At 61.6% G+C, this 22130-nt stretch carries 22 protein-coding genes; 20 read left to right on the forward strand and 2 right to left on the reverse strand.

All coding sequences use genetic code 11. The features are described from left to right. Window positions 1-89 precede the first annotated feature (89 nt). From HFL01S_RS13015 to HFL01S_RS13055, 9 genes are all read left to right on the forward strand, one after another. The gene (locus HFL01S_RS13015; RefSeq protein ID WP_084383273.1) at window positions 90-2456 is read left to right on the forward strand and encodes a heavy metal translocating P-type ATPase; all 2367 of its coding nucleotides are present in this window, start codon (window positions 90-92) and stop codon (window positions 2454-2456) included. Window positions 2457-2502: 46 nt separating this feature from the next. Beyond that, window positions 2503-2640: a cbb3-type cytochrome oxidase assembly protein CcoS gene (gene ccoS / locus HFL01S_RS13020; protein ID WP_066151515.1), complete on the forward strand. Its 138-nt coding sequence runs from the start codon at window positions 2503-2505 to the stop codon at window positions 2638-2640. Between the two features lie 67 nt (window positions 2641-2707). Then, window positions 2708-4153 carry a cytochrome-c oxidase, cbb3-type subunit I gene (ccoN, locus tag HFL01S_RS13025; protein WP_066151514.1) on the forward strand — a complete coding sequence of 482 codons (1446 nt, stop codon included), beginning with the start codon at window positions 2708-2710 and terminating at the stop codon, window positions 4151-4153. A gap of 13 nt (window positions 4154-4166) precedes the next feature. Next, a complete protein-coding gene (ccoO, locus tag HFL01S_RS13030; protein WP_084383274.1) occupies window positions 4167-4922 on the forward strand; it encodes a cytochrome-c oxidase, cbb3-type subunit II in 756 nt (251 codons plus the stop codon). 11 nt (window positions 4923-4933) lie between these two features. Next, window positions 4934-5071: a cbb3-type cytochrome oxidase subunit 3 gene (locus tag HFL01S_RS13035; RefSeq protein ID WP_066151511.1), complete on the forward strand. Its 138-nt coding sequence runs from the start codon at window positions 4934-4936 to the stop codon at window positions 5069-5071. Between the two features lie 30 nt (window positions 5072-5101). Further along, on the forward strand, window positions 5102-6016 hold the full coding sequence (ccoP, locus tag HFL01S_RS13040; protein ID WP_066259070.1) for a cytochrome-c oxidase, cbb3-type subunit III: 915 nt from the start codon (window positions 5102-5104) through the stop codon (window positions 6014-6016). A gap of 138 nt (window positions 6017-6154) precedes the next feature. Next, on the forward strand, window positions 6155-7528 hold the full coding sequence (gene ccoG, locus HFL01S_RS13045; RefSeq protein WP_084383275.1) for a cytochrome c oxidase accessory protein CcoG: 1374 nt from the start codon (window positions 6155-6157) through the stop codon (window positions 7526-7528). A gap of 93 nt (window positions 7529-7621) precedes the next feature. Further along, the gene (locus tag HFL01S_RS13050) at window positions 7622-7858 is read left to right on the forward strand and encodes a FixH family protein (protein ID WP_066259074.1); all 237 of its coding nucleotides are present in this window, start codon (window positions 7622-7624) and stop codon (window positions 7856-7858) included. 42 nt (window positions 7859-7900) lie between these two features. Further along, window positions 7901-8194 (forward strand): hypothetical protein, encoded by a 294-nt coding sequence (locus HFL01S_RS13055; RefSeq protein ID WP_066259077.1) that lies wholly within the window; start codon window positions 7901-7903, stop codon window positions 8192-8194. 80 nt (window positions 8195-8274) lie between these two features. Here the strand turns inward: HFL01S_RS13055 and fnr are convergent, their stop codons facing one another. Next, window positions 8275-8994, reverse strand: coding sequence for a fumarate/nitrate reduction transcriptional regulator Fnr (gene fnr / locus HFL01S_RS13060; RefSeq protein ID WP_066259079.1), 720 nt, complete (start codon window positions 8992-8994; stop codon window positions 8275-8277). 177 nt (window positions 8995-9171) lie between these two features. Here fnr and hemN point away from each other — a divergent pair, with 177 nt between their 5' ends. Continuing rightward, window positions 9172-10551, forward strand: a complete 1380-nt coding sequence (gene hemN / locus HFL01S_RS13065) for an oxygen-independent coproporphyrinogen III oxidase (protein WP_066259130.1) — start codon at window positions 9172-9174, stop codon at window positions 10549-10551. Between the two features lie 50 nt (window positions 10552-10601). After that, window positions 10602-11276: a sulfite exporter TauE/SafE family protein gene (locus HFL01S_RS13070; protein ID WP_066259081.1), complete on the forward strand. Its 675-nt coding sequence runs from the start codon at window positions 10602-10604 to the stop codon at window positions 11274-11276. A gap of 5 nt (window positions 11277-11281) precedes the next feature. Here HFL01S_RS13070 and HFL01S_RS13075 read toward each other — a convergent pair whose 3' ends face one another. Further along, window positions 11282-12223 carry a DMT family transporter gene (locus tag HFL01S_RS13075; RefSeq protein WP_084383276.1) on the reverse strand — a complete coding sequence of 314 codons (942 nt, stop codon included), beginning with the start codon at window positions 12221-12223 and terminating at the stop codon, window positions 11282-11284. Between the two features lie 296 nt (window positions 12224-12519). Between HFL01S_RS13075 and aceA the strand changes: the two genes are divergently transcribed. From aceA to HFL01S_RS13115, 9 genes are all read left to right on the forward strand, one after another. Then, window positions 12520-13851 (forward strand): isocitrate lyase, encoded by a 1332-nt coding sequence (gene aceA / locus HFL01S_RS13080; protein WP_066259086.1) that lies wholly within the window; start codon window positions 12520-12522, stop codon window positions 13849-13851. A gap of 303 nt (window positions 13852-14154) precedes the next feature. After that, window positions 14155-14454 (forward strand): DUF4189 domain-containing protein, encoded by a 300-nt coding sequence (locus HFL01S_RS24700; protein WP_169802334.1) that lies wholly within the window; start codon window positions 14155-14157, stop codon window positions 14452-14454. A gap of 204 nt (window positions 14455-14658) precedes the next feature. Continuing rightward, window positions 14659-16566 carry a threonine--tRNA ligase gene (gene thrS, locus HFL01S_RS13085; RefSeq protein ID WP_066259088.1) on the forward strand — a complete coding sequence of 636 codons (1908 nt, stop codon included), beginning with the start codon at window positions 14659-14661 and terminating at the stop codon, window positions 16564-16566. 99 nt (window positions 16567-16665) lie between these two features. Then, complete coding sequence (gene infC, locus HFL01S_RS13090; protein WP_084383282.1) at window positions 16666-17262, forward strand: translation initiation factor IF-3; 597 nt, start codon at window positions 16666-16668, stop codon at window positions 17260-17262. Between the two features lie 196 nt (window positions 17263-17458). Next, window positions 17459-17662 (forward strand): 50S ribosomal protein L35, encoded by a 204-nt coding sequence (rpmI, locus tag HFL01S_RS13095; RefSeq protein WP_066151481.1) that lies wholly within the window; start codon window positions 17459-17461, stop codon window positions 17660-17662. A gap of 24 nt (window positions 17663-17686) precedes the next feature. Beyond that, window positions 17687-18046, forward strand: a complete 360-nt coding sequence (gene rplT, locus HFL01S_RS13100; RefSeq protein WP_066151478.1) for a 50S ribosomal protein L20 — start codon at window positions 17687-17689, stop codon at window positions 18044-18046. 118 nt (window positions 18047-18164) lie between these two features. Next, entirely contained in the window at window positions 18165-19217 is a 1053-nt protein-coding gene (pheS, locus tag HFL01S_RS13105) for a phenylalanine--tRNA ligase subunit alpha (RefSeq protein ID WP_066259091.1), read from the forward strand. A gap of 20 nt (window positions 19218-19237) precedes the next feature. Beyond that, window positions 19238-21661, forward strand: a complete 2424-nt coding sequence (gene pheT, locus HFL01S_RS13110) for a phenylalanine--tRNA ligase subunit beta (RefSeq protein ID WP_066259093.1) — start codon at window positions 19238-19240, stop codon at window positions 21659-21661. Window positions 21662-21699: 38 nt separating this feature from the next. Next, a complete protein-coding gene (locus HFL01S_RS13115; protein WP_066151798.1) occupies window positions 21700-22026 on the forward strand; it encodes an integration host factor subunit alpha in 327 nt (108 codons plus the stop codon). Window positions 22027-22130 lie beyond the last annotated feature (104 nt).

The raw sequence follows: 22130 nt of genomic DNA on the forward strand, positions 1-22130 counted from the left end.
GAAAAGACAATATAGGCTACGCATTGACCGCCGGGTAGCGGTTGACTTAAATCAACCGCATGAAAAGCGACCTGAATTACCCTCGCGGCATGAACGAGGCCGCCACCGCGCCCCCCGCGGGGCTTTTGCTGGGCAACGAACCGTCTGCCCTGTCGCAGCGCGGGGAAGACCCGTTCGGACCCCATCGCGGACCGCTGACCGTCACCGATGACTTTTCGGTGCTCGATGACCCGGTAGAGCTGAACGACTTCACCGAATTCAAGGAAATCGACGGCCAAACGGTGGCCGAATCGGTGCTCATGGTGCAGGGCATGTACTGCGCTGCCTGCGCTGACACGGTGGAGTGCGCCCTGCAGGACCTGCCCGGCGTGCGCAGCGCGCGGGTGCATGCCGCGACCCGCCGCCTGATGCTGCAGTGGGAACCTGGTGCTACCCGCATGTCGTCGCTGGCCGAAGCTGTGGGGCAGACCGGGTACCGTCTGCTGCCTCTGCAGCAGGCGCTGTCGATTTCCGAACGACTGAAGGAAACCCGGCTCGCGCTCTGGCGCCTGTTCGTGGCCGGCTTCTGTGCCATGCAGGTGATGATGTACGCATGGCCGGCCTACGTGGCCGTGCCCGGCGAGATGCCGGCCGACATCGACCAGCTGCTGAGATGGGCCAGCTGGGTGCTCAGCGTGCCCGTGGTCACCTTTGCCAGCGGGCCATTTTTCAGAGGCGCGTGGCGCGACCTCAAGCTCGGTCGTGTCGGCATGGACACGCCGGTGTCCATCGGCATCCTCGTGGCCTTCCTGGCCAGCTCGGCAGCGACCTTCGATCCGACAGGCCCTTGGGGCCACGAGGTCTGGTTCGACTCGTTGACCATGTTCGTGTTCTTCCTGTTGGGGGGGCGCTACCTCGAACTCAAGGCGCGGGACCGCACCGCCGGTGCGCTGGACGCGCTGATGAACCGCCTGCCGGAAGTGTGCGAGCGGCAGGCCGCCGGCGGGCGTTTCGAATCCCTGTCGGTGCGGCGTCTGTCGGTGGGCGACGTGGTGCGGGTGCAGGCGGGCCAGGCCTTCCCGGGTGACGGACGACTGCTCAGCGACACCGCGACCGTGGACGAAGCGCTGCTCACCGGCGAGTCCGATCCCGTGACCCGCCGACAGGGTGACGGGGTGGTGGCGGGCAGCTACAACCTGGCAGGGCCTGTGCTGGTCGAGGTGCAGCGCCTCGGGCGTGACACCCGGTTTGCACAGATCGTGGCGCTGATGGAAAAGGCCTCCACCGAGAAGCCCCGGCTCGCGGTGCTGGCCGACCGTATCGCGGCGCCATTCCTCGTGCTCGTGCTGGCGGCCGCCGCGCTCGCGTTTGCATACTGGTGGCAGATCGACCACTCGAAGGCGCTGGCCGTTGCCGTGGCTGTGCTCATCGTGACCTGTCCCTGTGCCCTGTCGCTGGCCACGCCAGCGGCCATGCTGAGTTCCGCTGGGACGTTGGCCCGGCGCGGCATTCTGGTACGGCGCCTGCAGGCGTTCGAGACGCTGGCAGAGGTGGGGGCGGTGGTGTTCGACAAGACCGGAACGCTCACCCATGACCGCCTGGCGGTGACGGACCAGCGGGTTCGTGAGGGGGCGGACCCCGGGCAGGTGCTGGCGCTGGCCGCCGCACTGGCCGAGGGCTCGCTGCACCCGGTGTCCCGCGCCATCTTCGCATCTGTGCGAGATGCAGGCGTTTGCACCGAGCAGATCGATTTGAACGAGGTGACCGAGGTGGCAGGGCAGGGGCTGTCTGCCCGGAATGCACGCGGCGACCTGCTCCGCATGGGATCGGCGGCCTTCTGCGGCCTGGCCGGCGATGGCATGGAAGCGCCCGCAGGCCGTGTGCACCTGTCGGATGCACAGGGATGGCTGGCCAGCTTTGACCTGAGCGAAGGGGTGCGCGAGGACGCTGCCCCGGCCGTGGCGTCCCTGCACCAGTCCGGGTTGCGCACCTGGCTCCTGTCGGGTGACCGGGAGGCTGCCGCCCAGGCGGTGGGCGAGATCGTGGGCGTGCAGAACGTGGTGGCAGGTGCCTCGCCCGAACAGAAGCTGGCGCAGATCGAGTCCATGCAGGCGCAGGGACTGCGGGTGGCGATGGTGGGCGATGGCCTCAACGATGGTCCGGTGCTCGCCAGGGCCGACACCTCGTTTGCGCTGGGTCACGCGGCGCCGCTGGCGCAGGCGCAATCCGATTTCATCCTTCAAGGCGGCAAGGTGCAGGACGTGGTGTTGACCTTGCTGCAAGCCCGGTTCACGATGCGCATCGTCCGTCAGAACCTCGTATGGGCCGCGCTGTACAACTTGGTGTGCGTCCCTCTGGCCCTGGTCGGCTGGATGCCGCCGTGGCTGGCCGGTCTGGGCATGGCAGGCAGTTCGCTGCTGGTGATCCTCAACGCGCTGCGACTGGCCGCACCGCCGCGTGAACAGACCGGTGCCTGAACCGGCCCTCTGGCGTTTCAGTTTGAGATTTTTTCAAGGAGCCGACATGGACATCCTGTATCTGTTGATACCCGTCTCTATCGTGCTGGTCTTCGCCATCATCGGCGTGTTCTGGTGGGCCCTGCACGCCGGTCAGTTCGACAACGTCGAGCGCGAGGGCGAGCGCATTCTTAGAGGCGATTGACGTAAGTCAAGGCGTCCACGGGGTTACATGTGGACACTTCGCCGGTGGCATTAATGAGGAGTTCTGTATGTCCGTAACAACAAAGACCGGCCAACCGGCGGTCTACAACGACAGCGTCGTCCGCTGGTTCTCCATCGCAGCCGTGATCTACGGCGTGGTGGGCATGCTGGTGGGCGTCATCATCGCGGCCCAGCTGACCTGGCCCGAGCTCAACATGGGGATCGAATGGATCACCTACGGCCGCCTGCGGCCGCTGCACACGAACGCCGTGATCTTCGCCTTTGGCGGTTGCGTGCTGTTCGCCACGAGCTACTACGTTGTCCAGCGGACATGTCACACACCGCTGTTCCTCAACAAGCTGGCGTGGTTCACCTTCATCGGCTGGAACATCGTCATCGTCTCGGCGGTGATCACCCTGCCGATGGGCTACACCAGCGGCAAGGAATACGCCGAACTGGAGTGGCCGATTGATCTGCTGATTGCCGTGACCTGGGTGGCCTATGCCATCGTGTTCTTCGGCACTGTCGGCATCCGCAAGGTCAAGCACATCTATGTGGCCAACTGGTTCTTCGGCGCCTTCATCATCGCCGTGGCCCTGCTGCACATCGTCAACAGCGCGGCCCTGCCGGTGAGCCTGTTCAAGTCCTACTCGGCCTACGCCGGCGTGCAGGACGCGATGGTGCAATGGTGGTACGGCCACAATGCCGTGGGCTTCTTCCTGACCGCCGCCTTCCTGGGCATGATGTACTACTTCATTCCCAAGCAGGCCGAGCGCCCGGTGTACTCGTATCGCCTGTCGATCGTGCACTTCTGGGCCCTGATCTTCACCTACATGTGGGCGGGCCCCCACCACCTGCACTACACCGCGCTGCCCGACTGGGCGCAGTCGGTCGGCATGGTGTTCTCCCTCATCCTTCTGGCTCCCAGCTGGGGCGGCATGATCAACGGCATCATGACCCTCTCGGGCGCCTGGCACAAACTGCGTGACGACCCCATCCTGCGCTTCCTGATCGTGTCCCTGTCGTTCTACGGCATGTCCACCTTCGAAGGCCCGATGATGTCCATCAAGACCGTCAACGCGCTGTCGCACTACACCGACTGGACCGTGGGCCACGTGCACTCCGGCGCCCTGGGCTGGGTGGGTCTGGTGTCCATGGGTTCGCTGTACTACCTGATCCCGCGCCTGTTCGGTCAGAAGAAGATGTACTCGGTGCCAGCCATCGAACTGCACTTCTGGATCGCCACCATCGGCATCGTGCTGTACATCGCCGCGATGTGGATTGCCGGTGTGATGCAAGGCCTGATGTGGCGCTCGGTCAACCCCGACGGCAGCCTGACCTACACCTTCGTCGAGTCGGTGAAGGCCACCTTCCCGTTCTACGTGATCCGCCTGGTGGGTGGTGTGCTGTACCTGACCGGCATGATCGTGATGCTCTGGAACGTGATCATGACTGCGCTGCAGGGCAAGGCCCACAACGCCCCGGTCATGGCCGTCAACCCTGCCCACGCCTAAGGAGAAGAACAACATGGCCAGCAATGAACAACTGAGCGGACACGCCCGGATCGAGACCAGCAACTTCCTGATGATCGTCCTGATCACCCTTGTGGTGGCAGTCGGCGGTCTGGTGGAAATCGTTCCCCTGTTCTTCCAGAAGTCCACCACCCAGCCGATCGAAGGGCTCAAGCCTTACACCGCTCTGCAGGTGGCCGGTCGCGACATCTACGTCAAGGAAGGCTGCTACAACTGCCACTCGCAGATGATCCGGCCCTTCCAGGCCGAGACGCTGCGCTACGGTCCTTACTCGGTGGCCGGCGAATACGTGTACGACCACCCCTTCCAGTGGGGTTCGAAGCGCACCGGTCCGGACCTGCACCGCGTCGGTGGCCGCTACAGCGATGAGTGGCACCGTGCCCACCTGAACAATCCGCGTGATGTGGTGCCCGAGTCCAACATGCCTGCCTACCCCTGGCTGGCCGAAAAGACCGTCGACGCCGATGGCATCCCTGCACGCATGAAGGCCCTGCGCACCCTGGGCGCGCCGTACAGCGATGAAGAAATCGCCAAATCGGTGGACGATGTCAAAGGCAAGACCGAGCTGGATGCCGTGATCGCCTACCTGCAGGTGCTGGGCACCGCGCGCAGCGCCGCCAAGCTCGCGCCTGCGGCCGCAGCTCCTGCTGCAGAGGCTGCTCCCGCCCCCGCAGCTGAAGCTGCGGCACCCGCCGCTCCCGCTGCAGAGGCACAACCCGCGGCACCGGCGGCCGACGGCAAGACCCAATAAGGGGCGAGACCATGGACATCAACGATCTTCGCAGCATCGTCACGACGATCAGCCTGCTGACCTTTGTCGGCATCCTGGTCTGGGCCTGGTCCAAACGCAATCAGCGCGACTTCGAAGAGGCGGCCCAGCTGCCCTTCCAGGACGACTGAACGATTGCGGAACGAACACGAGAAAACATCATGAGCGACTTCATCAGCGACTTCTGGCACCTCTACGTGGCCGGCATCACGCTCGTCAGCATCATCGCCTGTGCGGTGCTGCTGTACATCAGCGGCACGACCAAGGCCGCCACCCACGCCGACAACACCACAGGCCACGTGTGGGACGGCGACCTGCGTGAGATGAACAACCCCCTCCCCAAGTGGTGGGTGTACCTGTTCATCATCACCGTGGTCTTTGCCCTCGTCTACGGCGCCCTCTATCCGATGTTCGGCAAGTTCCAGGGTGCCCTGGGCTGGTCGTCCCAGGGGCAGCACGCGGCCGAGGTGAAAAAGGTCGAGGACGCCATTGCCCCGATCTACGCGAAGTACAACGGCATGAAGCCTGAAGACATCGCGGCCGACGCCCAGGCCATGGCCATCGGCGAGCGCCTGTTCATGAACTACTGCGCCCAGTGCCATGGTTCCGACGCCCGCGGCGCCAAGTCCTTCCCCAACCTCGCCGATGGCGACTGGCTGGGTGGTTCCGACCATGCCTACATCAAGACCACGATTGCACAGGGTCGTACCGGCGTGATGCCCCCGATGGCTGCGGCTGTGGGTGGTCCAGAAGACGTCAAGGACGTGGCCCACTACGTGCTCAGCCTCTCTGGCAGCCCGAACGATTCGGTTCGTGCTTCGCAGGGCAAGGCCAAGTTCGCAGCCTGCGCGGCATGCCACGGGCCCGAGGGCAAAGGCATGACAGCGGTGGGGGCGCCCAACCTGACCGACGGCGTCTGGCTGCATGGCTGGGGCGAAGAGGCGATCATTCGCGCCGTCAACAACGGCTTCAACAACCGCATGCCGCCGCAGGCAGCGCTGCTGAACGAAGCCCAGATCAATGTGCTGGCTTCCTATGTCTGGGGCTTGTCCAACAAGCCCGCCACCAAGCAGTGATGGTCTGAAGCCAGCTACTTCTCTCCCGCCAGGTCATCCGTGAGTTCTCCAGCGCCAGACGCCACAAGCACCGTCAAGCCTCCCGTGATTCCCATCGTTCCCGAGACGCCAAAAGGTGTCCCGGAGGACGATGAGGTGATGGTTTCCCTCTACGCCTCGCGAAAGAAGATCCATCCCCGCTCGGTGTCCGGGTTGTTCTCCAGATGGCGCTGGGCGCTGGTCTGGTTCACCCAGATCATCTTCTACGGGTTGCCCTGGCTGGAGTGGAATGCCCGCCAAGCGGTGCTCTTCGATCTCGAAGCGCGCCGCTTCTACATTTTTGGGCTGGTCCTCTACCCGCAGGATTTCATCTACCTGACCGGGCTGCTGGTCATCTCCGCGCTGGCCCTGTTCCTGTTCACGGCGGTCGCAGGTCGCCTCTGGTGCGGGTATGCCTGTCCCCAGACCGTCTACACCGAGATCTTTCTGTGGATCGAGAAGAAGGTGGAAGGCGACCGGTCGGCGCGGATCCGGCTGGACGAATCGAGCCTGGACGCCCGCAAGTTCGGCAAGCGTTCGCTTAAGCACGCCCTGTGGGTCCTGTTCGCGCTCTGGACCGGCTTCACGTTCGTTGGCTACTTCACACCCATCCGGGAGCTGGCGAGTCTGAGCCTGGCCGCCTCCCTGGGGCCCTGGCAGACCTTCTGGATCTTCTTCTACGGCTTCGCGACCTACGGCAATGCGGGCTTCATGCGCGAGCAGGTATGCAAGTACATGTGCCCCTACGCCCGCTTTCAGAGCGCCATGTTCGACAAGGACACGATGATCGTGACCTACGACAAGGCGCATGGAGAGCCGCGCGGAGCGCGTTCGAAGAAAGCAGACCCCAAAGCCCTGGGCCTGGGGGCCTGCGTCGATTGCACGCTCTGCGTGCAGGTCTGTCCGACGGGCATCGATATCCGCAACGGCCTGCAGTACGAGTGCATTGGTTGTGGTGCTTGTATTGATGTCTGTGATGAGGTGATGGACAAGGTGGGCTATCCAAGGGGACTGGTCAAGTACTCGACGCAGAACGGCATGGCCAAGGGCTGGACCCGTGAGCAGATGGTTCGCCACGCCTTCCGTCCCAGGGTGCTCGTCTACACCAGCATTCTGGCGGTCATCACCCTGGCGGTTTTTGTCAGCCTTTTCCTGCGCACGCCGCTGAAGGTCGACGTGATTCGCGACCGTGGTGCGCTGGCGCGCATGGTGGAGCAGGGACGCATCGAAAACGTGTTCCGCTTGCAGATCATGAACGCCACCGAGTCGCCGCAGCGCTACCAGATCAGCGTCGAGGGGCTGGAGGGCGTGATGATCGCGTCCGAAACCGAGGTGGACGTGCTCTCCACGGAAGTGCGTGCCGCCGCCGTGCGGGTCCAGATTCCGCCCAACGCCGCAACCGCCGGATCGCATCCGATCCGCTTCACCATCCGGTCCACCGGCAGCGATGCGTCCGAGGTGGTGGAGAAAGCGGTCTTCATCGTTCCACGCTAAACTGAATTCAAACGCCCTATGGACCAAGTCATGTCAGCAATTCCTCGTCCAGTCGACCGCGCGCCCAGCACGCCTTGGTGGAAAGTTCCGCACATGTGGATGGTGGTGGGAGGGCCTCTGCTGGTGATCATTGCCGGCCTGGTCACCGTGGTCATCGCTGTGAAGAATCCGGACCCCGTGCTCAACAAGTCCGACTACGAGCGGGATCTTGCGGCAGCCCAGCGGCTGGAAGGGCAGGCCAAGGCCGATGCGATGGCCAAGATGCAGCCGGCCAATCAGGCACGCAATCACGCCGCCTCCCCGATCGTTCCGGCGGTGCCGTCCAAATAGGACGCACACCATGTGACAACACAGGGGTGAAGGAGACGCATCATGAATGCACAGCGGTGGATGTGGATAGCCTGGCCCGCCTTTCTGGTGGCTGCGGTGCTAGAGATGGTCGTTTTCGCCATGGTCGACCCAGGTGATCTCCATTGGTTCGGCAGCCCCCTGGAGTTGTCTCGCCAAGCCATCTACACCTTGGCGTTCTTTGTGTTCTGGGGTGTCACCATGACATCGAGCGCGCTGACCACCCTGCTTTCCATGTCTCCATTCGAAGTCAACCGCTGCCCGGTTCCCGAGGCGGAGCGCCCCCAGGATTGCGCCCGCAACGGCGGGTGTGGCTGACGGTCGGTTTCCACACAAAAGAAAAAACCCGCTCAGGCATGTGGCCCGAGCGGGTTTTTTCTTTGTTCAAACGCTGAGGCTCAGCGGCAGGTCTGGGGGTTCACGATCTGCTTGAGTGCCTCGGTGTTCTTGATGTGCACATAGCGCTGCTTGACTTCGATGGTGCCTTCCTCAACGAATTTCGAGAAAGTCCGGCTCACGGTTTCGAGCTTCATGCCCAGGTAGCTTCCAATCTCCTCCCGGGTCATTCGCAGGATGAGCTCCGATTGCGAGAAGCCGCGTGCATGCAGACGCTGGACGAGGTTGAGGAGGAAGGCGGCGAGACGTTCCTCAGCACGCATGCTGCCCAGCAGCAGCATGACGCTGTGATCGCGGACGATTTCCCGGCTCATGATCTTGTGCACATGGTGCTGCAGTGTGGTGAACTCCCGCGAGAGCTCCTCCACTTGGTCAAACGGCATCACGCAGACTTCGGCATCCTCCAGGGCGATGGCATCGCAGGAGTGGCGGTCACTGACGATGCCGTCCATGCCGATGATTTCCCCAGTCATCTGGAACCCGGTGACCTGGTCCCGCCCATCAGCCGTGGTGACGCAGGTCTTGAAGAAGCCTGACCGTACAGCGTAGAGCGAAGTGAACTTGTCGCCAGTATTGAACAGGGCCGTTCCGCGCTTGATCCTCCTGCGCGTGGAGATCACGGTGTCCAGCTTGTCCATCTCCTCGGGGTTGAGGCCCATAGGCAGACACAACTCCCGAAGGTTGCAACTGGAGCAGGCGACTTTGATGCTGTGAATGTCCATAAATCTTCCAGATTTCGCCCGAAGCTTAACGCATGGTCACAAGTGCCAGCAAGGCGGGCGCTCTCATCCTTGTTTCGAGCACGGGGGAAAACCCGGGTCTTGGATGGCCCTTGATCTTGATCAAGGGTGCGATTTCTGCCTTGGTGCACATTGGCGCTGAGAACTGGAGAATTGTTTGTGAGTCATGCCATTTCCGACGAATTGCTCAAGCGATTCGACATCCCGGGCCCCCGCTACACCTCGTACCCCACCGCGGACCGCTTTGTAGAAGCGTTCACGGAGGGTGACTACATCCAGGCGCTGGAACAGCGCCGGGCAGGATCGCTGGCGCTGCCGTTGTCGCTGTACGTCCATATTCCTTTCTGCGAGTCTGTTTGCTACTACTGCGCTTGCAACAAGGTCATCACCAAGCACCACGAAAGGGCGGCGGAGTACCTGCGGTATCTGTCGCGTGAGGTGGAACTGCAGGTGCAGCATTTCGGCAAAGGGCATGCCGTGTCCCAGCTGCACCTGGGAGGAGGGACGCCGACCTTCCTGTCCGACGCAGAGCTGGAAGATCTCCTGACGATGATCCGCCGCAACTTCACGCTCGTGCCCGGGGGCGAGTACTCCATTGAGGTCGACCCCCGCACCGTGACGGACCAGCGTTTGCAGACCCTGGCCAGGCTGGGTTTCAACCGCCTGAGTTTCGGTGTGCAGGACTTCGACCCCGCTGTTCAGAAGGCGGTGCACCGGGTGCAGCCGGCCGAACAGGTGTTCGCACTGGTCGAGACAGCCCGCAAGATCGGGTTTGAGTCGGTCAACGTGGATCTCATCTATGGGCTGCCGCTGCAGACGCCCGAGTCGTTTGCCCGCACGCTTGCCCAGGTCAACCAGCTGCGCCCCGACCGCATCGCGCTCTACGCCTACGCGCATCTTCCCGCGCGTTTCAAGCCGCAACGTCGGATCGTCGCGGCCGAGTTGCCCAGCGCGGGAGACAAGCTCTCAATGCTGTCGGCTTCGCTGGATGCCATGAGCGATGCAGGGTACGTCTATGTCGGCATGGATCACTTTGCGCTGCCGACGGATGCGTTGGCAGTGGCCAAGCGGCAAGGGCGCCTGCACCGGAATTTCCAGGGTTACAGCACACAGCCGGATTGCGACCTGATCGCTCTGGGTGTCTCTGCTATTGGCCGCATCGGTGCGACCTACAGCCAGAACGCCAAGACGATCGAGGAGTACTACGACGCGCTGGACCAGGGCCGCTTGCCGATCGTGCGCGGGCTTGCGCTGACCAGGGACGACCTGTTGCGCCGCTCAGTGATCATGTCCCTGATGTGTCAGGGCCAACTTCAGTTCGAATCGATCAACCTGGGGCACCTGATCGACTGCAAGAGCTACTTTGCTCGCGAGCTGGAGGTGTTGGCCGGCTATGCCGAACACGGACTGGTTCGCATCGACGACTCCGGCGTGGAGGTGACGCCGTCGGGCTGGTATCTGGTTCGCGCCATTGCCATGGTTTTCGACAAAAACCTGCAGGTCGACCAGGGCCGGGCGCGTTTCTCCAAGATCATCTGACTCGCGTGGTTTCGAGCCAGCGCGAGGGTTGCGACTGCTAGAGTTCTGCCATGCAAACATCCATGGCGCTCACTGCACTGTTCATGGGGATCGCTGGTGGTCCCCATTGTGTCGCCATGTGTGGTGCCGCGTGCGCAGGCATCAGTCGTGGGGTGACCGGGCGCCAGAGTACTGCGGCTCTGCTGACCTTCCAGGCCGGACGACTGCTTGGCTACTCCCTCTTCGGGGCGATTGCCGCAGGTTCTGTGCAAGGCCTGGCCTGGCTGGGAACCAACTCCTCTGTGATCCGCCCGGTCTGGACCATGTTTCACGTGGCAGCCATGCTGCTCGGGTTGGTGCTGATCTGGCAGGCTCGCCAGCCGGCATGGCTCGACGGGCTGGCCCAAGGCGTCTGGCGCAGGACACGACCGGTGTTCGGACGCCTGGGGGCCAAGGCCCCCGCAGTGCTTGGCGTTGCGTGGGCTCTGATGCCATGCGGGTTGCTGTATTCCGCCCTGATGGTGGCGTCTTTGTCGGCCGATGCGATGGAGGGCGCGATGATCATGGCGCTGTTCTCCGCAGGGACATCGCTTTCGTTGACCATCGGTCCCTGGCTTTTGCTGAGATTGAGGGGCGACCGTTCTGGCGGCTGGGGCATCCGGCTGGCCGGGATTGCACTGGCCGCCACCTCGGGTTGGGCGCTCTGGATGGGAATCACCGATCCCACCGGTCTCTGGTGCGCTTGAGCCTCTCAGCTTGAACGTCCTGGCAGGGTCGCCAGAACCAGGCCCAGCAAGGCCACACCAAAAGCAAACATCTGGACGGGGCTGAGGGTTTCACCCATGAACAGCACGCCGATGGTGGCTGCGCTGATAGGAAGCATCACTGTGAACACACCGGCGCGGGCAGCAGGGACAGACTTCAGGCCGGTCATCCAGAGCCAGACCGTCCAGACACTGGCAGCGAGTGCGTAGAAGACCAGCAGACCCCACATGGGCGCCGTGATGGAGGAGAAGTCAAAGGTTCTGGCCGCACACAGCCCAAAAGGCGTGACCAGCACGAACCCCCACAGGTTGATGATGGCTGATATCCGCTTGGGCCCCAGACCTTCGGTGAGCCGCTTGCCAATGACCACATAGGACGCTTCGCAAACCACCGCCGCGAACACCAGCAAGTTGCCCCAGAACTGCTGATCGAGACCAAACCATCCGACAGCTTGTGCGTGCGCGGTCCCGTCGGCCTTCTGGATTGAAAAGAGCCCGATGCCGACTGCGGCGCACGCGATGCCCAGAGCGGTGCGCTTGCCGATGCGCTCCTTGAGAAACACCCAGCTGAGGACCGCCACTACCGCTGGAATGGATGACATCACCACGCCAGCGGAGACAGCCGTGGTCATCGACACGCCAAACAGCATGCAGATAGAGAACAGGAAGTTGCCCAGGAAGGACTCAAGAAACAGCAGCTTACGGGTTCGAGCGCTCAGCTTCGGCTCTTCGGCGGGCTTGCGTAGCCATCTCCACATGGCTGCGCCCCCAATGCCGAAGCGGAGCCACGCCAGCAGGAAAACCGGAAAAGCCGCAACCAATGGTTTGGAGAGTGCGACGTAGCTCCCCACCAGCGCCATGCTGCCTGCTAGGCAGACATATGCACCAAATTTTGCAGGAGCGGTTGGAGAGTTCGGCTGTGGTGACATAGGGCCAGCATCATGCCCCAGCCAGCGGTGATCATGGCCTTCCAAATGGAGTTACGCAATTCCGCAATATAAAATTATTCGTGCTGCGCTGCAGAATAATTTCTCAATACAAGAAAGACGTTTTCTCATTGCGGGATTCTGGATTCAGACTGTTGATTTTAAAAGGTTTTATTTTTTGTCTTATATAAGACATAAGAGCTTCCAAAAGTCTTCTATAAGACTTAAAGTTCTCCCATCGGCTCAGGTCTGCAACAGCAACAAGCCGTCCCATTCATCAACCTCATGGAGAGTCGCAAATGCCCCAGTCCCTCAAAGAACAACTGAGTCGCCAACAGCAGATTGAAGCCCTGGAAAAAGACTGGGCTACCAACCCCCGCTGGAAGCTGGTCAAGCGCGGTTACTCTGCTGCTGACGTGGTGCGTCTGCGTGGGTCCATGCAGCCCGAGTACACGCTGGCTCAGCGCGGTGCCGAGAAGCTCTGGGAGAAGGTCAACGGTGGCGCCAAGAAAGGCTACGTCAACGCCTTCGGCGCCATCTCCGCCGGCCAGGCCATGCAGCAGGCCAAGGCTGGCCTGGAAGCCGTGTACCTGTCGGGCTGGCAAGTGGCCGCCGACGGCAACACCAGCGAAACCATGTACCCCGACCAGTCGCTGTACGCATATGACTCGGTGCCGACGATGGTTCGCCGCATCAACAACACCTTCAAACGCGCCGATGAAATCCAGTGGGGCCGTGGCATCGAGCCGGGCTCGCCCGAGTTCATCGACTACTTCCTGCCCATCGTGGCTGACGCTGAAGCCGGTTTCGGTGGCGTGCTGAACGCCTTCGAACTGATGAAGAACATGATCGCCGCCGGTGCTGCTGGCGTGCACTTCGAAGACCAGCTGGCTGCTGTGAAGAAGTGCGGCCACATGGGTGGCAAGGTGCTGGTGCCGACGCAAGAAGCGATCGAAAAGCTGATCGCTGCCCGTTTCGCCGCCGACGTCATGGGCGTGCCCACCATCGTGCTGGCCCGTACCGACGCCGAAGCCGCCAACCTGATCACCAGCGACCACGACGCCAACGACAAGCCGTTCCTGACCGGCGAGCGCACGCAAGAAGGTTTCTACCGTGTCAAGAACGGTCTGGAGCAAGCCATCAGCCGTGGCGTTGCTTACGCGCCTTACGCCGACCTGGTGTGGTGCGAGACCGGTGTGCCCGACATCGGCTTCGCCCGTGAGTTTGCTCAGGCCGTGCACGCTGCCTGCCCGGGCAAGCTGCTGTCCTACAACTGCTCGCCGTCCTTCAACTGGAAGAAGAACCTCGACGACAAGCAGATCGCTTCCTTCCAGGAAGACCTGTCTGCGCTGGGTTACAAGTACCAGTTCATCACGCTGGCCGGTATCCACATCAACTGGTTCAACACCTTCCAGTTCGCCCACGCTTACGCTCGCGGCGAAGGCATGAAGCACTACACGAACATGGTGCAAGAGCCGGAATTCGCTGCGCGTGACAAGGGCTACACCTTCGTGTCGCACCAGCAGGAAGTGGGCGCCGGTTACTTCGACGACGTGACCACTGTGATCCAGGGCGGTTCTTCCAGCGTGAAGGCCCTCACTGGCTCGACTGAAGAAGAGCAGTTCCACTGATCGTTCTGACGACCGGTTCGCAAGAACGAGACGTCAACCCCGGCTCGCGGTACGGCGATCCCGGGGTTTTCTCTTGTTTGCAGCTGTGGTCTGTCGTCAATTTCCTACATTGATGTGTTGCTTGAGGGATATTCCTCTCCACCCGTGGGAGAATTTGTCGGGTAAAGCAGGTCGCTCAGGCCACTACAAAACAGGAGAGTCCAAGTGTTGAGCAAATGGAAATGGGTATCTGTTCTGGCAATGTCCTTGACTTTGGCGGGATGTGGTGGGGGCGGCGAAGCCACGGCGCGTGGCGCGATTGCCGTGAACACCATCAACGGTGTTGGCACTATCGTGACCAACTATGCTTCTCAGCCTGAAGCCAACAGCGATGCGCTCGCTCAGTGCGCTCGCTTGGTTGGAACCGGCATGGGGTGCGAGGTCATTCTCGAATTCTCCGGTAACGGAACCTGTGGATCAGCAGCACGAGGTAACAACAACGTCTGGGGTGCTGCCAGTGCATCTTCTAAAGAGGTCGCCGACTCGCGGGCCATGTCAGATTGTGTTGCCAAGGGCGGGACGAGTTGTGTGATCCCCGGATGGCTTGAGACGCAGTGCAACTGAGCTGAGTGCCGGGATTGCACTACCAAACTGTGTGAAAATCGAGGCTGTCGTTCTTAACTTCATAGTGCTTGGTTATGACACCGCGAACTAAACTGGAGCTTTTGGCCAAGGCCTTCTGAGGCCAGCAGTTCGCGCCTGCCGTTTTTGCAATCTTCTCTTTTAAAGCGCGGTGAGTCCGCGCTTTTTTGTTTCTCTGATCACACCATGCCCAACATCACGCTTCCCGATGGTTCCCTGCGACAGTTTTCCGGCCCGGTAACCGTGGCAGAGGTGGCTTCCTCGATTGGTGCCGGTCTGGCCAAGGCGGCCTTGGGTGGCAAAGTCAACGGCAAGCTGGTGGACACCAGTTATCAGATCGCGGAAGACGCCTCCCTGGCCATTGTTACTGCCAAGGATGCCGATGGGCTGGACATGATCCGCCACTCCACAGCTCACTTGCTTGCCTATGCAGTCAAGGAGTTGTTTCCTGAGGCGCAGGTCACGATCGGTCCGGTGATTGAGCACGGCTTCTACTACGACTTCTCTTACAAGCGCCCCTTCACGCCTGATGATTTGTTGATCATAGAAAAGAAGATGGCCGAACTGGCCAGCAAGGATGAAGTCGTGGTGCGTCGTGTGCTTCCGCGCGACGAGGCTGTGGCGTATTTCAAGGGGCTTGGTGAGCACTACAAGGCCGAGATCATCGCCAGCATTCCGAGCAATGAGGATGTGTCGTTGTACCGCGAAGGGGCCTTCGAAGACCTCTGCCGTGGCCCGCACGTACCCAGCACGGGCAAGCTCAAGCACTTCAAGCTCATGAAAGTCGCTGGGGCGTATTGGCGTGGTGATCATCGCAACGAAATGCTGCAGCGCATCTACGGCACAGCCTGGGCCTCCAAGGATGAACTTCAGCAGTACCTGACCATGTTGGAAGAGGCCGAGAAGCGGGATCATCGCAAGCTCGGTCGTGAGCTGGATCTGTTCCATTTGGATGAGCACTCGCCTGGCACGGTGTTCTGGCACCCCAAAGGATGGACCGTCTGGCAGGCGGTGGAGCAGTACATGCGCGCCGTGTACCGCGACAACGGTTACCAGGAAGTCAAGGGACCTCAAATCCTGGACAAGGCGCTTTGGGAGAAAACCGGGCACTGGGACAAGTACCGAGAGAACATGTTCGTCACCGAGTCGGAAAAGCGCGACTACGCGCTCAAGCCGATGAACTGCCCGGGCCACATCATCATCTTCAAGCAGGGCATCAAAAGCTACCGGGACCTGCCGCTGCGATATGGCGAGTTTGGCCAGTGCCACCGCAATGAGCCCTCGGGTGGCCTGCACGGCATCATGCGCGTGCGTGCTTTCACGCAAGATGACGGCCATATTTTTTGCACCGAAGACCAAATCCAGTCCGAGGTCAAGGCTTTCACCACTCTGCTGCAGCAGGTCTATAAGGACTTTGGCTTCACCAACATCCTCTACAAGCTATCGACTCGTCCGGAGAAGCGCATAGGCACCGAAGAGAGCTGGGACAAGGCGGAGGCGGCGCTTGCCGAAGGCTTGAAGGCATCGGGGTGTGCATTCGAGTACTTGCCGGGCGAGGGTGCGTTCTATGGACCAAAGATCGAGTACACGCTCAAGGATGCCTTGGGTCGTGAATGGCAATGCGGCACTATCCAGGTAGATTCCAATCTTCCCGAGCGGCTGGATGCGGAGTTCGTTGGGGAGGACGGTTCGCGCCATCGGCCCATCATGCTGCATCGCGCCATCGTTGGTAGCCTTGAACGTTTCATCGGGATCTTGATCGAGCAGCACGCGGGCGCTTTGCCTGTGTGGTTGGCGCCGGTGCAAGTGGCTGTGCTTAACATCACCGACGCCCAGGCCGATTACGTACAGGAAGTGGCGAAATCGCTGCAAAAACAAGGGCTTAGGGTTGAAACAGACCTGCGCAACGAGAAAATAACGTATAAAATACGCGAACACGCGTTGCAAAAGCTGCCTTACATCCTCGTCGTGGGCGACAAGGAAAAAGCTGCTGGCTCCGTGGCTGTGCGGGCACGAGGCAATAAAGACCTCGGTGTCATGTCGCTGGAGAACTTCTCCCAACTAGTGGCGACAGACGTTTCCTCCAAAGTGTGATTTCATCCGCTCCGGAAGGTCCCTCGGCTGCTGTGCACTTTGCGTGGCCCCGAGGGGTTTGTTTTTCATTCACCACCTGCCCACGACAAGGAACTAGCCATAGCTACCAACTTTCGCGACCGCCGCCAGCGTGAAGAGCGTGCACACCGCCTGAACCGGGAAATCATGGCCCCCGAGGTCCGCCTCAACGGGCCAGACAACGAGCCTTTGGGCATTGTCAGTCTCCAGGAAGCGTTGCGCATGGCCGGCGAGCTGGACGTAGATCTGGTCGAGATCGCGGCGACAGCGAATCCGCCGGTTTGCCGGCTGATGGACTATGGCAAGTTCAAATACCAGGAGCAGAAAAAGGCTGCTGAGGCAAAGGCCAAGCAGACTGTCATTGAGATCAAGGAAGTGAAGTTCCGTCCCGGGACCGACGACGGCGACTACAACATCAAGATGCGCAACATTCGCCGTTTTCTGGACGACGGAGACAAGTGCAAGATCACGCTGCGGTTCCGGGGTCGTGAGATCACCCACCAGGAGTTGGGTCTCGCCCTGCTGAATCGCATTAGGGACGAACTGGGTGATGCGATCGTGGTTGAGCAGTTCCCGAAGCTCGAAGGGCGCCAGATGATCATGATGATTGCGCCCGGGAAAAAGAAAGCAGGCGGTGGTACGCCCAAGGCGGAGGCTGTTGTCCAGCCAGCCGCCTGACAATATCAGTGGCAAGTCTTTGCCGTGAGGATTGAAAAGTCCGGTCTAGTCTGCCGGCCCTTTCGAGGTGAGGGGTGAAAGCCTCTCTCCGAACAGGACGACCCCAACGGGTGGTCCATCAAAAGTGGCTCGGGGCCAGCAAGTCCGCGGAAGGTTCGCGGCGCCTCACGAGCACAAATGAAAAAGGAGCATTCACATGCCCAAAATGAAGACCAAGAGCAGCGCGAAGAAGCGTTTTCGCGTTCGTCCCGGTGGCACCGTCAAGCGCGGTCAAGCCTTCAAACGTCACATCCTGACCAAGAAGACCACCAAGAACAAGCGCCATCTGCGTGGTGCGGTGACTGTTCATGAGACCAACATGGGTCACATGGCACAGATGCTGCCCGGCATGGGCATTTGATCAACGACGAACTAGGAGCAACACATGCCTCGCGTCAAACGTGGTGTAACGGCACGCGCCCGTCACAAAAAAGTTCTCGCCCTTGCCAAGGGTTTCCGCGGTCGCCGCGGTAACGTCTTCCGCATCGCCAAACAGGCGGTGATGAAGGCCGGTCAATACGCCTACCGTGACCGCCGCACCAAGAAGCGCGTCTTCCGTCAGCTGTGGATCGCGCGTATCAACGCCGGTGCACGCGCTTGCGGCCTGACGTACAGCCAGTTCGCCAATGGCCTGAAGAAGGCGCAGATCGAGATCGACCGCAAGGTTCTGGCCGATCTGGCCGTCAACGACGTTGCTGCTTTCAACAGCATCGTGGAGCAAGTCAAAGCCAAGCTGGCCGCTTGATTCATGACTGTCGCCGCCTGCCCCGGCCGGTGGTGACGATGTCGCTCAAAGGGGTTGAGGCTTGAGGGATTCCCTCGCTGCTCTCAACCCCTTTTTTGTTTTCCCGGACGAGATACACATGAACGAGTTGGACGCACTGGTCGACAGCGCACGCGCCGCGTTCGCGCAGGCAGCCACCCCCACCGATCTTGAAAACGCCAAGGCGCAATACCTAGGCAAGTCAGGTCGCATCACCGAGTTGATGAAAGGCATGGCGGCCCTTCCGGTAGAGGAAAAGAAAACCCGAGGTGCAGCCATCAATGTGGCCAAGCAGGCCATTGAAGCCGCGCTGACCGAGCGCCGTCAGGCGCTGGCCGATGCCGAACTCGAAGCACAGCTCAAGGCTGAGGCGCTGGACGTGAGTCTGCCGGGCCGCCAGCGCGGGCAGGGTGGTCTGCATCCCGTGAGTCTGACGCTGGAGCGCATCGAAGTCATCTTCGGTTCGCAGGGTTTCGAGGTCGCAGAAGGCCCAGAGATCGAGTCAGACTGGTTCAACTTCACCGCGCTGAACACGCCCGAAGATCACCCGGCGCGTTCAATGCATGACACCTTTTACGTGGAGGGTGGCAGCGCCAAAGCCCCGAACCTGCTGCGCACCCACACCAGCCCAATGCAGATCCGCCACGCGGTGCAGCATGTGAAGCGCTACCGCGCCGCGCTGGATGCGGGCCAGCCCATGCCCGAGATCCGCGTGATCGCGCCGGGCCGCACCTACCGCGTGGACAGCGATGCCACCCACTCGCCCATGTTTCACCAGTGCGAAGGCCTGTGGATCGGCGAGAACGTGAGCTTCAAGGACCTGAAGGTCGTCTTCACCGATTTCTGCCGCACCTTCTTCGAGAGCGATGACCTGGTGCTGCGTTTCCGCCCGAGCTTCTTCCCGTTCACCGAGCCCAGCGCCGAGATTGACATCCAGTTCCAGAGCGGCCCGCTGGCCGGCCGTTGGCTGGAGGTAGCTGGTTCCGGTCAGGTGCATCCGAACGTGGTGCGCAACATGGGGCTGGATCCAGAGCGCTTCATCGGCTTTGCCTTTGGCATGGGGCCGGACCGCCTGACCATGCTGCGTTACGGCGTGAACGACCTGCGCCTGTTCTTCGACGGCGACGTCCGTTTCTTGTCGCAGTTTCGCTGAAGTCTTGTTGAGCTCAATCCATGCAATTCCCTGAATCCTGGCTGCGTGCCTTCTGCAACCCGCCCTTGAACAGCCAGCAGCTCGCCGACACCCTGACCATGGCTGGTCTGGAGGTCGAAGAACTGCGCCTGTTCGCGCCTGCCTTCACTGGTGTGGTGGTGGGCCAGATCCTGAGCGCCGAACAACACCCCAACGCTGACCGCCTGCGCGTGTGCCAGGTGGACGTCGGGCAGGGCGCTCCGCTGAACATCGTCTGCGGTGCGCCCAACGCGCGCGTCGGTATCAAGGTGCCGTGCGCCACGGTCGGCGCCTTGCTCCCACCGGGCGAAGACGGCAAGCCGTTCGCCATCAAGCTGGGCAAGCTGCGCGGCGTCGAGAGCCAGGGCATGCTGTGCTCGGCCAAGGAGTTGCAGATCTCCGAGGAGAGCAACGGCCTGCTGGAGCTGGCTGACGACGCCGTGATCGGCCGCGACATCCGCGAACAACTGGGCCTGGACGACATGCTGTTCACACTCAAGCTCACGCCCAACCTGGCGCACTGCCTGAGCGTCTACGGTATCGCACGCGAGGTCTCGGCTCTGACCGACACGCCGCTGGTGCAGCCCGAATTTCCCAAGGTCGCCGTGCAGGTGCAAGACCAACTGCCGGTGAGCTTGCAAGCGAGCGACCTGTGCGGTCGTTTCAGCGGTCGCGTCGTGCGTGGCGTGAACACGAAAGCGCAGACGCCGGCCTGGATGGTCGAGCGTCTGGCGCGCTGTGGCCAGCGCAGCATCTCGCCGCTGGTGGACATCTCCAACTATGTGATGTTTGAGCTGGGCCGCCCGTCGCACATCTTCGACCTCGACAAGATCCACGGGGACCTGCAAGTGCGCTGGGGGCGCGAGGGCGAACAGCTCAAGCTGCTCAACGGCAATACCGTCACGCTCGACAGCAGTGTGGGCGTGATCGCTGATGATCTGCAGGTCGAGTCGCTGGCCGGCATCATGGGTGGCGATGCGACCGCTGTGTCGGACGACACGAAGAACATCTTCATCGAGGCCGCCTTCTGGTGGCCCAAGGCGATCGCCGGCCGTTCGCGCCGCTACAACTTCAGCACCGATGCGGGCCACCGTTTTGAGCGCGGCGTGGACCCGTCCACCACGGTTGAGCACGTCGAACGCATCACGCAGCTGGTGCTGGAGATATGTGGAGGTCAGGCAGGCCCGCTGGACGACCAGGTGCTTGCAATGCCAGAAGGCAAGCCAGTTTCGCTGCGCGTGGCTCGTGCGGCAAAGGTTATCGGCATGCCAGTGACTCAGGAGCAGTGCGCTGGCGCGCTGCGCCGCCTCGGCCTGGCTGTGACCGAAGGCGAGGGCACGGTCACCGTTGCACCCCCGGCCTTTCGTTTTGACCTGCAGATCGAGGAAGACCTGATCGAAGAGGTCGCGCGCGTGATCGGCTACGAACAGCTGCCGACGAACCCTCCGTTGGCACCCATCACCGCCAAGCTGCGCACCGAGAGCCGGCGTGGCCCGTTTGCAGTGCGCCGCCAACTGGCGCAACTGGGCTACCAGGAAACCATCAACTTCAGCTTTGTCGAAGAACGGTGGGAGCACGAACTGGCTGGCAATGCCGATCCGATCAAGCTGCTGAATCCGATCGCTAGCCAAATGAACGTGATGCGCTCGTCGTTGCTGGGCAGCCTGATCGCGGTGCTCAAGTTCAACCTGGACCGCAAGGCGCAGCGCGTGCGTCTCTTTGAACTGGGGCGCGTGTTTCGCAAGGACCCATCGGTTCAGAACAGCGACACCTCCGTCGCCGGGTTTGACCAGCCTATGAGAGTGGCGGGCCTGGCCTATGGCGGGGTCGACAGCCTGCAATGGGGCAGCGCCGAGCGCAACGTCGATTTCTTCGACATCAAGGGCGATGTGCAGGCGCTGCTGGCGCCGTTGCATGCCTCCTTCAAGCTGGCCGATCATCCCGCAATGCACCCGGGGCGCTGCGCAAGCGTCTGGCTGGGTGAGTGCTGCATCGGCCACGTGGGTGAACTGCATCCGAAGTGGCGCCAGGGCTACGACCTGGCGCAGGCGCCGGTGATGTTTGAACTCGCACTGGATGCGGTGCTGCAGCGCGAGGTTCCGGTGTTCCAGAGCGTGAGCCGCCACCAGCCGGTCGAGCGCGATATCGCCATCGTGGTCAAGGAGGAGGTGACGCACGCCGCTGTGATGGACGCCATCCGTGATGCAGGTGGTGAGCTTCTTCGCGACGCCGTGTTGTTTGATGTTTACCGGCCCAAGAAGACGTCTGAAGGGCAAGGCGGCGGGCTGGCGTCGGATGAGAAGAGCTTGGCTGTGCGCCTGACGCTCAGTCGGGAGGACGCTACACTAACTGAGCAGGAGATCGAGGCGGCGGTCAAGGGAGCGCTGGTTTCTCTGGAGCAGCGCGTGGGTGCGCGCCTGCGTTGAGCGCCTTGCGTATGGACAAGAACCTGGAGCACACCCCAATGGAACTGGCAGTCGAGAGCCTGGAGACCCCAGCACTCACAAAGGCGCAGCTTGCTGAGCTGTTGTTTGATCAGATCGGTCTGAACAAGCGCGAGTCCAAGGACATGATTGATGCGTTTTTCGACCTGATCACAGACTGTCTGGTCGAGGGCACCGATGTCAAGATCTCCGGCTTCGGCAACTTCCAGATACGAACCAAGGCCCCGCGGCCGGGTCGCAATCCCAGAACGGGAGAGCCAGTGGCCATCGAAGCCCGTCGGGTGGTGACGTTCCATGCGAGCCCCAAACTCAAGGAGCAGGTGCAGGCGGCGGTTGTCACCGGTTGAGCACCTCGCACTGCCTTGCAACACAGGCAACCAATGAAGCCCGGGACCTGTGGTCACCGGGTTTTTTTGTCCCTCAGTTGTCCAGAAAAAGTGCTGAAGAGATG

The sequence above is a fragment of the Hydrogenophaga flava NBRC 102514 genome, assembly GCF_001571145.1.
Taxonomy (GTDB): domain Bacteria; phylum Pseudomonadota; class Gammaproteobacteria; order Burkholderiales; family Burkholderiaceae_C; genus Hydrogenophaga; species Hydrogenophaga flava.

What these genes read in the sequence shown, in the direction of transcription:
- HFL01S_RS13015 (WP_084383273.1), top strand. Translation starts at nt 90, where the DNA reads ATGAACGAGGCCGCCACCGCGCCCCCCGCGGGGCTTTTGCTGGGCAAC.
- ccoS (WP_066151515.1), top strand. Translation starts at nt 2,503, where the DNA reads ATGGACATCCTGTATCTGTTGATACCCGTCTCTATCGTGCTGGTCTTC.
- ccoN (WP_066151514.1), top strand. Translation starts at nt 2,708, where the DNA reads ATGTCCGTAACAACAAAGACCGGCCAACCGGCGGTCTACAACGACAGC.
- ccoO (WP_084383274.1), top strand. Translation starts at nt 4,167, where the DNA reads ATGGCCAGCAATGAACAACTGAGCGGACACGCCCGGATCGAGACCAGC.
- HFL01S_RS13035 (WP_066151511.1), top strand. Translation starts at nt 4,934, where the DNA reads ATGGACATCAACGATCTTCGCAGCATCGTCACGACGATCAGCCTGCTG.
- ccoP (WP_066259070.1), top strand. Translation starts at nt 5,102, where the DNA reads ATGAGCGACTTCATCAGCGACTTCTGGCACCTCTACGTGGCCGGCATC.
- ccoG (WP_084383275.1), top strand. Translation starts at nt 6,155, where the DNA reads ATGGTTTCCCTCTACGCCTCGCGAAAGAAGATCCATCCCCGCTCGGTG.
- HFL01S_RS13050 (WP_066259074.1), top strand. Translation starts at nt 7,622, where the DNA reads ATGTGGATGGTGGTGGGAGGGCCTCTGCTGGTGATCATTGCCGGCCTG.
- HFL01S_RS13055 (WP_066259077.1), top strand. Translation starts at nt 7,901, where the DNA reads ATGAATGCACAGCGGTGGATGTGGATAGCCTGGCCCGCCTTTCTGGTG.
- fnr (WP_066259079.1), bottom strand. Translation starts at nt 8,994, where the DNA reads ATGGACATTCACAGCATCAAAGTCGCCTGCTCCAGTTGCAACCTTCGG.
- HFL01S_RS13070 (WP_066259081.1), top strand. Translation starts at nt 10,602, where the DNA reads ATGCAAACATCCATGGCGCTCACTGCACTGTTCATGGGGATCGCTGGT.
- HFL01S_RS13075 (WP_084383276.1), bottom strand. Translation starts at nt 12,223, where the DNA reads ATGTCACCACAGCCGAACTCTCCAACCGCTCCTGCAAAATTTGGTGCA.
- aceA (WP_066259086.1), top strand. Translation starts at nt 12,520, where the DNA reads ATGCCCCAGTCCCTCAAAGAACAACTGAGTCGCCAACAGCAGATTGAA.
- thrS (WP_066259088.1), top strand. Translation starts at nt 14,659, where the DNA reads ATGCCCAACATCACGCTTCCCGATGGTTCCCTGCGACAGTTTTCCGGC.
- rpmI (WP_066151481.1), top strand. Translation starts at nt 17,459, where the DNA reads ATGCCCAAAATGAAGACCAAGAGCAGCGCGAAGAAGCGTTTTCGCGTT.
- rplT (WP_066151478.1), top strand. Translation starts at nt 17,687, where the DNA reads ATGCCTCGCGTCAAACGTGGTGTAACGGCACGCGCCCGTCACAAAAAA.
- pheS (WP_066259091.1), top strand. Translation starts at nt 18,165, where the DNA reads ATGAACGAGTTGGACGCACTGGTCGACAGCGCACGCGCCGCGTTCGCG.
- pheT (WP_066259093.1), top strand. Translation starts at nt 19,238, where the DNA reads ATGCAATTCCCTGAATCCTGGCTGCGTGCCTTCTGCAACCCGCCCTTG.
- HFL01S_RS13115 (WP_066151798.1), top strand. Translation starts at nt 21,700, where the DNA reads ATGGAACTGGCAGTCGAGAGCCTGGAGACCCCAGCACTCACAAAGGCG.